The sequence below is a fragment of the Paraburkholderia caledonica genome (assembly GCF_000383275.1).
Classification (GTDB): Bacteria; Pseudomonadota; Gammaproteobacteria; order Burkholderiales; family Burkholderiaceae; genus Paraburkholderia; species Paraburkholderia caledonica.
The window spans coordinates 106,773-119,585 of record NZ_KB911045.1 but is presented as its reverse complement, the minus strand read 5'-3'; the positions used below and the strand labels follow the sequence as shown (position 1 = coordinate 119,585).

The 12,813-nt window shown below is 61.5% G+C and carries 13 protein-coding genes; 3 read left to right on the top strand and 10 right to left on the bottom strand.

Annotated elements, in window-relative coordinates:
* Window positions 1-27 precede the first annotated feature (27 nt).
* The 5 genes from tssE to H281_RS0127590 form a co-directional block, all read right to left on the bottom strand.
* Complete coding sequence (gene tssE, locus H281_RS0127610) at window positions 28-507, bottom strand: type VI secretion system baseplate subunit TssE (RefSeq protein WP_020070382.1); 480 nt, start codon at window positions 505-507, stop codon at window positions 28-30.
* Window positions 508-590: 83 nt separating this feature from the next.
* The gene (locus H281_RS0127605; RefSeq protein WP_020070381.1) at window positions 591-1,094 is read right to left on the bottom strand and encodes an Hcp family type VI secretion system effector; all 504 of its coding nucleotides are present in this window, start codon (window positions 1,092-1,094) and stop codon (window positions 591-593) included.
* Between the two features lie 72 nt (window positions 1,095-1,166).
* A complete protein-coding gene (gene tssC / locus H281_RS0127600) occupies window positions 1,167-2,657 on the bottom strand; it encodes a type VI secretion system contractile sheath large subunit (protein WP_020070380.1) in 1,491 nt (496 codons plus the stop codon).
* 14 nt (window positions 2,658-2,671) lie between these two features.
* Complete coding sequence (tssB, locus tag H281_RS0127595) at window positions 2,672-3,220, bottom strand: type VI secretion system contractile sheath small subunit (protein WP_020070379.1); 549 nt, start codon at window positions 3,218-3,220, stop codon at window positions 2,672-2,674.
* Window positions 3,221-3,256: 36 nt separating this feature from the next.
* Complete coding sequence (locus H281_RS0127590; RefSeq protein WP_027805000.1) at window positions 3,257-3,943, bottom strand: tetratricopeptide repeat protein; 687 nt, start codon at window positions 3,941-3,943, stop codon at window positions 3,257-3,259.
* A 372-nt stretch (window positions 3,944-4,315) separates the two neighbouring features.
* Between H281_RS0127590 and tssJ the strand changes: the two genes are divergently transcribed.
* The 3 genes from tssJ (at window position 4,316) to icmH (ending at window position 7,186) form a co-directional block, all read left to right on the top strand.
* The gene (gene tssJ / locus H281_RS0127585; protein ID WP_020070377.1) at window positions 4,316-4,942 is read left to right on the top strand and encodes a type VI secretion system lipoprotein TssJ; all 627 of its coding nucleotides are present in this window, start codon (window positions 4,316-4,318) and stop codon (window positions 4,940-4,942) included.
* A 121-nt stretch (window positions 4,943-5,063) separates the two neighbouring features.
* A complete protein-coding gene (gene tssK, locus H281_RS0127580; RefSeq protein ID WP_020070376.1) occupies window positions 5,064-6,410 on the top strand; it encodes a type VI secretion system baseplate subunit TssK in 1,347 nt (448 codons plus the stop codon).
* Entirely contained in the window at window positions 6,407-7,186 is a 780-nt protein-coding gene (icmH, locus tag H281_RS0127575; protein WP_020070375.1) for a type IVB secretion system protein IcmH/DotU, read from the top strand. The genes tssK and icmH overlap by 4 nt, the downstream gene beginning before the upstream one ends.
* Before the next feature lie 75 nt (window positions 7,187-7,261).
* Here icmH and zwf read toward each other — a convergent pair whose 3' ends face one another.
* From zwf to H281_RS0127545, 5 genes are all read right to left on the bottom strand, one after another.
* Window positions 7,262-8,743, bottom strand: coding sequence for a glucose-6-phosphate dehydrogenase (gene zwf / locus H281_RS0127570; protein WP_020070374.1), 1,482 nt, complete (start codon window positions 8,741-8,743; stop codon window positions 7,262-7,264).
* 409 nt (window positions 8,744-9,152) lie between these two features.
* On the bottom strand, window positions 9,153-10,088 hold the full coding sequence (gene lhpI / locus H281_RS0127565; protein WP_020070373.1) for a bifunctional Delta(1)-pyrroline-2-carboxylate/Delta(1)-piperideine-2-carboxylate reductase: 936 nt from the start codon (window positions 10,086-10,088) through the stop codon (window positions 9,153-9,155).
* 193 nt (window positions 10,089-10,281) lie between these two features.
* On the bottom strand, window positions 10,282-10,545 hold the full coding sequence (locus H281_RS0127555; RefSeq protein ID WP_020070372.1) for a hypothetical protein: 264 nt from the start codon (window positions 10,543-10,545) through the stop codon (window positions 10,282-10,284).
* A 153-nt stretch (window positions 10,546-10,698) separates the two neighbouring features.
* Complete coding sequence (locus H281_RS0127550) at window positions 10,699-11,331, bottom strand: C39 family peptidase (RefSeq protein ID WP_020070371.1); 633 nt, start codon at window positions 11,329-11,331, stop codon at window positions 10,699-10,701.
* 48 nt (window positions 11,332-11,379) lie between these two features.
* Window positions 11,380-12,720 carry an NAD(P)/FAD-dependent oxidoreductase gene (locus H281_RS0127545; protein WP_020070370.1) on the bottom strand — a complete coding sequence of 447 codons (1,341 nt, stop codon included), beginning with the start codon at window positions 12,718-12,720 and terminating at the stop codon, window positions 11,380-11,382.
* Window positions 12,721-12,813 lie beyond the last annotated feature (93 nt).

The window sequence follows — 12,813 nt, the reverse complement described above, 5'->3', positions numbered from 1 at the left end:
CAAACGGTATCAAGCTAAAAACAGCGTCTACAATTTTGCGCGTGCGCGCGTCACCGAGTATTGCAATGTGGACGGCTGCAACATCGCGTCGAAACTCACCGGTTCTTCCGCCGGATGAACGACCAGCAGCGCCTGAATTGCGAAGTTCAGCGCGTTGGTCGATTGTTCGTTCAGTTCGAGCGTGACCGATACCTGCTGTAAGCGCGGCTCATGCCGCGCAATTGCCTGTTGAATCGATTTGCAGATGAACGTGCGGTCGTAATGACTCGCGAGACTCAGTCCTGCGAAGTCGTTCAGGCCATACGTGAGCACGGAGCGCTGACATTCGGGCAAAGCCGCGAGCTCATGCTCGGTCAGCGCGATGCGCGTGTTCAGTATCGCTTCGACATCTCGCGCGACAGTGCCCTTTAACTCCTCCAACGACAATTGCCGCATCGCCGGTGAAGCCGGCAGATGCGGTTCGTCGTCGAACAGCTTGTCGAGAAAGCTGGGTTCGAAGCGTTTCATCGGCGTCCGAAGAAGCGGTTAGATGCAGTGCGCACGCCATGCGCTGCAGCCCTTCCGGGCCGCGCGCCGCGTGCGCCCATGCATCAGACCGCGTACGTCTTGTCGTTCTTCGTCAGGCTCCACGCGCCCTGCGCGTTGCCGCCCTGGTTGCCGCCGATCTTCTGCTGCGTGTACTTCCACTGCACGGCTGCATACTTCAGCGAGAACTGTTCGGTAGGCAGACCTTCGCCGACGACGCTCGGCGTCACGCTCGAAATGATCACGTACTTCAGCTTTACTTCGAGGTACTTGATGCGATTGCCTTCGCCGTCCGAACGCATGAAGTCGATGGTGACTTCGTCAAACGTCGTGCCGCCCGATGCGTGCTGATAGATCAGCGGGCTGACTACGTCGATGTCTTTCGTGAACTGCATATCCGCGTGTTCGCAACGCTCGGACGTGTGGCCGCCTGCGGTCGAAGCCGTGGCCGAGCGCGGTTGCGTGATCGAGTGGCTCCACGAATCGATTTCGATCCAGCCAGCGTGATCTTTATCGGCAGACTCGCCTTTGATCGCCGGATTGCCGAATTTTAAATAGATGTCCTTCATAACTCATCGACTCCCCAAAGAGGTGATTTTAACAGCTAACCCGGACGGCCGGCCCGGGTTTTCTGACTTCGTTTATGAATTGGCCGGTTTCGGCAGATCGGCGACGAGCCGCAAGGAGATCGACAGTTCGTCGAGCTGGAAATGCGGGCGCAGGAATGCAACCGAGCGATATGCGCCGGGCTTGCCCGGAATCTCCGAGACCTGGATGGATGCTTCACGCAACGGGAACTGCGCTTTCTGTTCCTGGGTTGCGTTGTCATCCAGCAGCACGTACTGCGAGATCCAGCGATTGAGAAAGACCTCGACGTTCTGCGCCGATGCAAAGCTGCCGATCTTGTCGCGCATCATTGCCTTCAGGTAATGCGCAACGCGCGATACCGAGAAGATGTACTGCAATTGCGCGGACAGAACAGCATTCGCATTTGCGCTGTCGGTGCTGTATTTCTTGGGCTTTTGCACCGATTGCGCGGCGAAGAACGCGGCGTAGTCGGAGTTCTTGCAATGCACGAGCGGAATGAAACCCAGGTCGCTCAACTCTTTCTCCCGGCGATCCGTAATAGCGATTTCGGTCGGGCATTTGAGCGCGACTTCACCGTCGTCGGTCTTGAAGGTGTGAGTCGGCAGATCTTCCACCAGACCGCCGCCTTCCACGCCGCGAATGGCTGCACACCAGCCGAAATCGTCGAATGCAGCCGTGAGGCGCGCAGCGAATGCCCACGCCGCGTTGCACCACAAGTACTTGCTATGATCGGTGCCGTCGACGTCTTCGACAAAGTTGAAGCCTTCTGCCGTGGCGCCGTCTTTTGGATTGAACGGCAGGCGGCCGAGAAAGCGCGGCAGCGTGAGGCCCACATATCGCGAATCTTCGGAGTCGCGGAACGACTTCCACTTCGCGTATTCGACGGTATCGAACACCTTGCCGAGGTCGCGCGGCTTGCCCAGATCGGCAAACGTTTCGAGGCCCAGCAATTCGGGCGACGCCGAAGCGATGAACGGCGCATGCGCGGCCGCCGCGACATGCGACATCTGCTCAATGAAATAGACGTCTTCGGGCTGACGCGTGACCTCGAAATCGCCGATGATCGCGCCGAAGGGCGAGCCGCCGAACGTGCCGAACTCTTCTTCGTAGATCTTCTTGAAGAGCGCGCTTTGATCGAATTCGATCGCGGTCTTGAAGTCACGCACGAGATCGCGCTTGGGCGCATGCAGCGCCTTGATCTTGACCGTCGAGCCGGTGTTGCTCTCCTTGCACAGATAGTCCAGACCGCGCCAGGTGCTTTCCATGCGCTGGAATTCGGGTGCGTGCATCACCGCGCTCAACTGCGCGGAAATGAGGCGGTCGAGTTCCGCAACGCGTGCGTCGATCGTTGCCGACAGGTTGTCGGAGACGACCACGGTGCCGTCGAGCACCTGGTGCACGAGTTCGCCGATCAGGTCTTTCGCACGCGCATGTTCGGAATCGGACTTCGCCACGCGGCTTTTCTCGACGATCTCGTCGAGCAGCGTGGATTCCGGACCGCTTTGCGCAGTAGCGAGTTGGGCCGCTGCTGTTTGCTGGTTCATCTCACACCCCGTACTTATTCGCCTTGCTTGTCGTGGTCCGGCGCGCCGCCGTTCTGGTTCGCCGCATTGCCCTGATCTTTCGCCAGAGTTTGCAACTGCTGCGTGTTGTTGAGCACTTCGGAAAGCAGATCTTCCAGCTTGTCGTTGCCGGCGAGCTTGTTGCGCAGATCCGCGAGCTTCGAACGTGCTTCGAGCAGACGCCGCAACGGCTCGATTTGCGCGACCACTTCGTCCGGATTGAAATCGGCCATCGACTTGAAACGCAGATCCACGGCAAATTTGCCGCCGGCTTCGCTCAGGCGGTTTTCCACCTGGAACGCAGCGCGCGGCTCGATCGCCTTCATCACGTCGTCGAAATTGTCGCGGTCGATATTGACGAACTTGCGATCGCGAAGCTTCGGCTGATCGACTTCGGATTGCCCCGCCAGATCGGCCACCACGCCGACGACGAACGGCAGCTCTTTCACCTCGATCGCATCGCCGCGCTCGACCTCATAGGTGAGCTGCACGCGGGGCGGCCGCACTTTTTGCAAGCGTTTTTGTATGCTTTCTTTCTTCGCCATCGTCGGCTCCCGAATGCTGATGGTGAGACGTGGAGATCAGCGCAGCGCGCTGAACGGATCTGACGCGCCGCCGCTTTGCGCGGCCTTGGCGGGCGCTGCGGGTGCCGCAGGGGCAGGCGCCGCCGGAGCCGCCGGCGTGGCAGCCGGAGCCGCAGCCGTGGTGCTCGCATCAGGCGCCTCTACTGTCTTGCTCTTCGAGACGCGGCGAATCACGCGCTTTTTCTTTGCAGGCGTCTTGTCGCTCGGGTCAGGCGGGAACAGCGTGGCTTCGCCCAGCGTGTCGCGCAACTGCTTGGCGAGCGCTTGCGCGTCCGACTTGGCGTCGCCCGCGAGCGACGCGTCCTGACGCAATTCACCGAGCGATTGAGTGGCAACGCGAAGACCTGCCACGGCCAGTACGCTCTTTGCCTGACGGTCGGTCTGGTCGCGCTGCAGCGCCTCTTGCGCGGCGACGATAGCCTGACCGTAATGACCTTGCGCAAACTGGATCTGCGCAATGCGCGACCACGGTTCTTCGCGCGTCGGATCTGATTTTGAAAGCTGCTGATAAAGCGCGATAGCACGATCCTGATCGCCGCCTTTCGCTACAGTATCTGCGTCCGCGAGCTGCTTATTAAAAGCCTCCGGTGTGGTCGCCGTGTTGTTGCCTTGTGTCGCGCAACCGGCGATCACGCCGCATGCCAACACTACCCCAGATAGTTTTACTAACAGACGGTCATTCATCGTTTTTCACCGACGTGCGATTTTTTAATTCAAGGAGAAACCGGAGTTTTGCTTTGCTTCAAGTGCGCGGGTATAGTACAGGCCAATTTTCGATAATTCAACTTTCATGTGAAGAAGCATTGCACGAAAAAAATACGCATGGATCTTTAAAACCAGGCACGCAGAAATTGTTTCCTGGCGCAATAGGGGCAGTCGGGTAAACGGGAAATTTTGCCACTCACCGGGCGCAAAGCCAATGTATGCGCGGCATTACATGCAAGCAGCATCGCGAGGCAGTAAACGGCAGAAAGCGGCATTAGTTGGTGAAGTTTTGCGGAAATAATTTTGTTATCGATGTTTAGACGGGGGACGGCGGCCAGCCGGTCGAAGTATATGAATTCGCGTCTTGTTCGCCATGCATCGCTATTGATTGCAAACGCCGCCTTGTGCGCCGCGCTAGGCGGTTGTGCCGCAGGCGTTACCGTGCTCGGAGCCGCTGCCAACGCGGCTTTGCAGGCGAGCGGCCTCGGCAAGCCGGATTTGCCGGACGCGCAAAAACCGCCGCGCAATGTCGGCCTCACGTTATATGCGGCGCCCAATCTGAATGCCGCGAATGACAAGCGACCATTTGCGCTGGTGGTGCGGCTTTACACATTGAAAGATCCCACTTCATTCCAGCAGGCGCCATTCGACGCATTTACTGACCCAGCGAAGGAAAAGACCATACTCGGCGGCGATCTGCTGGGCGTGCGTGAAGTGACGCTGATCCCAGGCCAACGTTACGTTGTTACCGAAAAGGTATCGCGTGAAGCGCAAGCCTTCGGTATCGTCGCTCTATTCCGCGATCCGGCCATGCAGCGTTGGAAATTCGCCTTCGACCCGGCGAAGTCGGAGAAATCCGGCATAATGATCGGCCTGCATAACTGCGCAATGACGGTGACCAACGGCACGGTGATCCCGCCAGAACAGGGATTGCCCGCGCAGCCGCTGAATATGCTTTCCGCTGTTAGCTGTGGTTAAAACCTGCCGCGAAAGATGCGGAGGCAGTGAGATTTAACATTTTCAAGAGCATTAACAATGCGGCGCCCGAATAGGCTTATTGCGGCCGCGCCGCACGCTGAACCCATATAACAGGTTTGAGATGAGTTATTCCGCAAAAGTGCTCTGGGGGGAAGGCCTGTTTCTGAGGCCGCAGCATTTTCAGCGTCAGGACGCCTATCACGAGGCGCGCCTGTTCGAGTCCATTCAGGCTATCCAGCCGTATAACTGGGGCGTACGTTCGGCGCGCTTCGACCGTGACGCACTTGGCAGCAACGTGCTGCGTGTCAGCGAGCTTTCGCTGGTGTTCCCCGACGGCGCATTGTATTCGGCGCCGCAAGCGGACGACCTGCCACCGCCGATCGCGTTGGACACGCTGCCCGACGGTATCAACGAATTTACGTTTTATCTCGCGCTGCATCCGTTGCGCGAGACGGGCGCCAATTATTCGCACGACAACAACGCGGGCTTCGTTGCGCGCTACGTCAGTGAGCAGACTCCCGTCGCCGATCATTTCACCGACGCGGCCGAAGCCGACATCACCTTCCTCAAAACGAGTGTCAAGCTGATTGCGCACAGCGAGCCGCGCGATCAACTGCTCTCGGTGCCGCTCGTGCGCGTGCGCCGCACAGCCACGTCGGGCTTTGAAATCGACGACAGCTTCGTGCCGCCGTGCCTCGCAATCGACGCTTCGCCGGTTCTGCATCAACGGCTGCGTCAACTGATCGACGCGTTGCAGGCCAAGGTCAACGCGCTATACGGTTTTCACCGCGAACCGACCAAGAACATCATCGAGTTCCGTTCCGGCGACATTGCTTCGTTCTGGCTGCTGCACACGGCGAGCGCGGCGTTCGCGTCGCTCGCTCATCTGTATCAGCATTCGGCGCTGCATCCGGAGCGGCTGTTTCAGGAGTTGCTGCGCCTCGCCGGCCAGTTGATGACGTTTTCGAAGGGCTATGCGCTGTCCGATCTGCCGGCTTATCGCCACGACGATCCGGGCCCCGGCTTTGCCCGGCTCGATATGATCCTGCGCGATCTGCTGGAAACCGTGATCTCCACACGCTACTTCGCGATCGCGCTCGAAGAAGTGCGTCCGTCGTTCCATGCCGGGCGGCTGGACTCGGGCAAGATCGACGACAAGACGCTCTTCTATATTGCGGTATCCGCCGACATGCCCACCGCCGAACTGGTCGAAGCGGTACCGGCACGCTTCAAGGTCGGCGCGCCAGACGACGTCGACAAGCTCGTGCTCTCGGCCATGCCGGGCGTGCGGCTCGTCTACACGCCGCAGGTGCCCCCTGCCATTCCCGTGCGGCCGGGCGCGTGTTATTTCTCCTTCGAGCCGCGCGGCGCGCTGTATGAGCGCATGTTGCAGGCGCAATCCGCAATGATCTATGCGCCCTCGGGCATCAACGATCTTCAACTTGAACTGATCGCGGTTACATCATGAGCTACGCGCCTTCACTCTTCGGCGGCAGCACGCCTGCCGCGACGCCCGCCCCGGCGACCGAGCCGAGCTATCAGGTCCGTTCGCTGCTCGACCTGCTGTACGACGGCTTCTTCATGCTGTTCCTGTTGAAGAACGGCCGTGAGCCTGGCGAAGCGCACGAATTCAGCCAGCGCATTCAGCAGTTTCTCGGCGACTTCGAGCGCGGCGCGAAAAAGCTCAATGCCTCCGCCGAAGATGTCTACGCGTCGAAGTTTGCGTTCTGTGCGGCGATAGACGAGTCGGTGTTGTCGTCCACCTTCAAAATTCGCACGGAATGGGAGCGGCGGCCGCTGCAGCTCGTGCTGTTCGGCGAGCAGCTCGCGGGCGAAAAATTTTTCCAGTATCTCGAGGAATGCCGCGCGCAAGGCGCGGCTCGTCTGCAATCGCTCGAGGTGTTCCACATGTGCCTGCTGCTCGGCTTTCAAGGCAAGTATCTGCTTGAAGGGCCGGAGAAGCTTGCGTATTTGACCGCGCGTATCGGCGACGAAATCGCGCACATGAAGGGTAAGCGTGCACCGTTCGCACCGCACTGGCCGTTGCCCGATCAGGTCGCGCACCGTCTGAAGCGCGAAGTGCCGTTGTGGTCGATCGGCGCGGTGTTCGCGCTGGTCGGACTGCTCGCCTATCTCGGCCTGAACACGTATTTGCGCGATCAGACGTTGCGCACATTGGCGCCCTATTCGCAGGTGGTCAAGCTGGGGCCGCAATCGGCCACGCTGACGATCTCGTTGCCCTGAAGTCAGTTCGCTACAAGTAAAACGGCCCGCATTGGTTCAGCGGGCCGTTTTTCATGGTGCGACAGAAAAGACCGCTTACTGCGACTCCTCCGCCCACACCGCATTTTCGCGCGCCATCAGTGCCGTCGATGCAGCCGGTCCGAACGTACCCGCAGTGTAGTTGCGCGGGCGCTCGCCCGACTTGGCCCAGCCTTCGAGAATCGGCTCGGCCCACGCCCACGCAGCTTCCAGTTCGTCGCGGCGCATGAAGTGCGTGAGGCGTCCGCGAATCACGTCGATCAGCAGACGCTCGTAGGCTTCCGCGCGACGCTCGGTGAACGCCTGCTGCAAGTCGAGGTTCAGATTCACCGGCAGCATGTGCATGCCGCTGCCCGGTTCCTTCGCGAGCATTTGCAGCTGGATCGACTCTTCGGGCTGCAACTGGATCACGAGACGGTTGCCGTAGTTGCGTCCGCCGCTCGGAATAATCGAGAACGGCAGTTCGGAGAATTCAATGACGATCTCCGATACCTTTTTCTGCATGCGTTTGCCGGTACGCAGGAAGAACGGCACGTTGGCCCAGCGCCAGTTGTTGATATGCGCGCGCAAAGCGACGAACGTCTCCGCGCGGCTTCCGGCCGGCACGTTGTCTTCCTGCAGATAGCCCTTCACCGCCTCGCCGTCTACCGCACCCGCGGTGTACTGGCCGCGCACGGTATCGCGGGCGATGTCCTCGGGCGTCATGGGCCGCAACGAGCGCAGCACCTTCAGCTTTTCGTCGCGGACCGCGTCCGGGTCGAGCGACACAGGCGGCTCCATTGCGACGATGCACAACAGTTGCAGCAAGTGGTTCTGCACCATGTCGCGCAGCGCGCCGGTTTTGTCGTAGAAGCCTGCGCGGCTGCCCACGCCGACTGTTTCGGCCACCGTGATCTGCACACGTTTGATATACGGCGCCTGCCACAGCGGGCCGAAAATCGGATTGCCGAAGCGCAGCACCATCAGGTTCTGCACGGTTTCCTTGCCGAGGTAGTGGTCGATCCGGTAGATCTGCGCTTCGCTGAAATGCTTGCCGACCGCCGTGTTGATCTCCTGCGCGGACGCCAGATCGTGGCCGAGCGGCTTTTCGAGCACGACGCGTGAGTTGCCGTCTACGAGGCCCGCGCCCGAGAGGTTCTCGCAAATGTTCATGAACAGATCGGGCGACGTCGCGAGATAGAACACGCGGCGGACGCCTTCGCGCGACGCTTCCTTCAGCCGCTGATAGTCTTCGGGCGAGTCCACGTCCATGCGCACGTATTCGAATAGCGCGAGAAATTTGTCCCACGCGGCGGCATCGAATGCTTTCTTTTCGATGAAGGGCTTGGCCTTCTGCTCCATGAACTCGTTGATGTACTCATCGCGCGACCACGGCTTGCGCCCGATCGTCAGGATGCGCGTTTCCGGCGGCAGGTTGCAGTGCAGATGCGCCATGTAAAGCGCGGGGAGCAGCTTGCGAAACGACAGATCGCCAGTGCCGCCGAAGATGATCATGTCGAGCGGAAGGTCGGGAGTCGCAGAAGCGTGTTGGGTCGTCATAGCGCGGTCGCAGCGTCGTGAGAAAGAAAGCGTTGCCAGGAGCCAACGGGCCGTTTGGGTCGTTCGAACCGTTCGAGCCGTTCGAGCCGTTTAAGCCGAGGCCTGGGGCAAAGGCAGAAAAAGTGGACAGGCGGCCTCGCGGCGCGCTGACCGGCACAATTTTCTGGCAGACGCCTATGGTGCAACGTTTTGGGATTGTTTGCACGGCAACATGCGCCGCACATTGGCGCAATATGCCAACGGGGCCCGGCAAGCCACTGTTTTGATGGGATTTCTTATTGAGCGGGATGCGACTAGCGTTGCCGGGCCTAAGTAGGTTGCCTCGGCAGCTGGTCCACCTGGGCTACCAGGCAACTGCCGGTCGCGTCCTCTGCGCAGGATGCGCGGCGCCCTCCTCGCCGTGCCTGGCTCAGCCGCCGCCCAAAGCCTCGCGCGCGACCCGGCACGCCGCCAGATCCCACGCGGCACAGCCGACGCTTTTGAAAACGATCGGCGTTCGAGCCGGCAGCGGCATTGAGTTATCCAGCACGGCCGCGATGCCCCGAACGTCGCTCCAATCCACGCCTGCCTGGATGAAATCGCCGGCTTCGTGTTTTGCTCCGGCTTCGTCGTCGACAAAAAGTGCGCTGTCCGCGATCGTCCGGGCGCCGATTTCGACCATCTCGGGCGTAAAGGCGCCGACGCCGATCACGAGGCGGCTTGCACGCGGCGCTTCCTGATAGACGGGTTGCCGGCTCGTGGTCAGCGCAATGACCGTGTCGACCGACTCGGGCAGCGCTGCATCCGGATCCGCAAGCGGCCGGACTTCGAATGCCTTGCCGCGATTCGCGGCGCAAAACGCTTCGGCGCGAGCCGGCGCGCTGCCCTTCACCCACACGCGCGCGTCAGGGTACAGCTCGCCTATCGCTTCCAGATGATTCAGCGCCTGCGTGCCGGTGCCGATCAGCACGAATTCGCGGGGCGCGGCCGCGGCAAATGTCCGGACGCCAAGCATCGACATCGCCGCGGTGCGGCGGCCCGTGACCGTGGGGCCGTCGAGGATGAACAGCGTCTCGCCCGTGTCGGCGTCGAATGCCATCACCTGGCCGTGTATCGTGGGTAAGCCGCGCGACCCGTTCCCGGGACACACGTTGACGAGCTTGTGGATTGCAAGATCCGGCGAGGTCGCCGGCATCGACAGCAAAATGCCGCCTTGATTCAGCGGCACGACAAGCCGCTCGGGACTCGCTATGCGCTGCTGCGCGTACTCGATGCTCGCGCTCTTCAATGCGTCGACGAGTGCGGCATACGGTGTGAGCCGCGCTGTCGCGGCGGCGTCGAAAATCTGCGTGGTCGGACGGGTCATGAGCGGATGTCTGGTCGCAGTGGAGACAGGCGATTCTACGACGCCGCGCCGCCTTCAGAGCGCGCAATGAGTTCTCTCACGAAGACTATGGCGATGACGGCGATCACGATGGTAGCCGTCATCGCGCTGCAACTCCGCCCGCGGCCTTCCCTTCGCGCGTGTCCCGCTCGCTCACAGCGGACTCACTGCCGACTTACTGAGAAGCGCCCGAATTCCCGCTGCTGTCGCCGGACTTTTTGCCGCCTTTGAACATCGCGCGGCACGGCGGGCTCAGTTCGTCGATGTGCTGCTTCATGCAGGCCGTAATTTTCGCTTTGTTAGGAATGTCCGCGGCGCAAAAGTGCATCGCGTCGCCGCGACAAGCCTTGGCCTGTTCGTCCTGTGTCGCGGCATTTGCGGAGGTAACGGCGCCGATGGCGAAAAGGCTCGCGGCGAGCAAGGCGTGGATTCTGGTCATATCGGGTCCTGTATCGCAATGTCGATACAACGCGTGACAGCAGAAAACGGGCCCGATCAAGTGTGGGCTGTGCGGTTGCGCCGGTTGTGCTCGCTGCGCGTGCCGTCCTGCCCTGCCGCGCTCGCTGTACAGCCTTCGCCTCAAGCCTTCGCCTTAGCCCTCGCTCACACTAAGCACCATCCCGCGGCCGGCGTAAAAGCGCGTCATTGTCGCGAACGGCAGATAAACGTCGGCCTGTTGCGGCCCGATCCCCGAAGGATTGTGGAACCACACGCCGTTCGCATCGCGTCCGTGCAGCAGAATCAGATGCCCGCCCCGGCGCTCGTTGGGCCGTTCCGGATAGCGGATCTCAGGGCTGACGGAGACAACGGCGAGCGTCCGCGAATTCAGACGCGAGGCGATTTCTTCGAGCGTCGCCTCTGACAGTACGTCGACGCGCACCCCGAACGCCTGCTGCACCCACGCCGCGAACGGGTGATAAATAAGACCGTCGACGCCGCCGTCGTCCCTGATTCGATACACGCCGCGCGCGAGCGCTTCGTCGAGCAGCGCGGCGCGCGGCGGATGTTCGATACGCCAGTAGTCGAGTGCGGACTCAAGGCACGTCAGACCGCACAGGCGTTTGGCCCAGAAGCGGTAGCGCTCCGGGTCCGAGAAGCCGCTCTTCTGCCAGCTGGGGTCGTCGCAAGGATCGCCGTTCTGCTCGACGATATGGCGAACCCATTCGGGGCTGCCCCATTGCGTGTGATACGGCACGCCGGCGTGGCGCAGAGTCGGTTCGTTCATGCTGACGCGATCAATGAAAAGTGGGGGACGCGAAGGCGGCAGACGCGCTTACAACATGCTTCGGGGCCGCTGCATGGTGCCGTCGAAAAAACGCTGCAGCCGAAACGCCGACAGATCCAGCGACGCCTGCCCGCCGTCGTTCATTTCCGCAAGCAGCTTGCCGACGATAGGTCCCATCGCGAATCCATGGCCGCAAAAGCCGGTGGCAATCGTAAGACCGCTGACCTGCGGCGGGGCGTCGATCACCGGAATTCCATCGGGCAGCACGTCGATCAGACCCGCCCACGACTCGACCACCTGCGCGTCCTTCAGAGCGGGAAACAGCGCGCGCAGTTTGGCAAGCGCGCGAGGCGCGTGGCTCACGTTAGGCTGCGGATGCGGGTCCCGCGGATGCAGCACGCGCTCGCTCTGCGGCACGCTGCCTGGCAGCCGGTCGCGCAAGTCCCGCAAGCAGGCGCCGTTCAGATGAAAACTGAACTTCTCGCGCTGACTCCACAGTTCGGGCAGAAACCATTTCAGCGCGCGGAAATGGCCGAGCGTCATGTCGACGTCGACCTGCATGTCGTCGGCGAGATTGATCGCGCCGTTCGCGCGTTGCCGCACGCCCAGACCATGTCCCCAGAACGTGGACGCGGTAACGGGCGGCAACGGATTCGTGCGCATGCAAGTGCCGCGCACCGCCTGCTGCGGCAATTCCAGGCCCAGTGTTTTCAGAAGACGCCAGCTGCTCGCGCCGGCCGCGCAAATGAAACGCGACGTGCGGATGGTTCCGCGCTCTGTGACGACGCCGGCAATCGCGCCGCCCGCGCGCTCCACGCCGAGCACGCCGCAGCCTTCAAAAAATAGCGCGCCCGCTTCCCGCGCCCGCGCCGCGAATGCGGCAGCGGCGCGGCGCGGCTCGGCCTGACCGTCGCTCGGCGTATAGAGACCGCCGAGCGCCGGGCCTTGCATGCCGGTCACCACCGAATCGATCTGCTTCCGATCGAGCGTACGCGTGTCGAGCCCGTGTTCCCGCGCGACGTCCATCCATTGCTGGAAGGAGGTCCAGTCCTCCTCGCTGTTCGCCACATAAAGGCAGCCGCCCTGACGCCATTCGAGGTCGAAGTTCAACTCACGCTCGAGCGTTTCCCACAACGGTATGCTCGCCATCATCAGCGGGACTTCGGCGGATTCGCGACCCTGCTGGCGCACGAAACCCCAGGCTCGGGACGACTGCTGGCCGGCGATGCGCGACTTGTCGAGTACGGCCACGGACAACCCGCGCCGCGCAAGATAGTAGGCCGCTGCGCAACCCATGATGCCGGCACCGGCAATGACGACGTCGGCGTGCTTGGGAAACGGTTGGTCGGCGACGCTGAAGCCGGCGTGCAGCGGATAAGTCGTGGTCATCGGGCGAGTGGTTTTAAGTGCGAGCGTAATCTTCGCAGGCGAACCGGTTGTCCGCAATGGCGACGGCGCCCGGAGCCCTGCGGGACCCGCTCG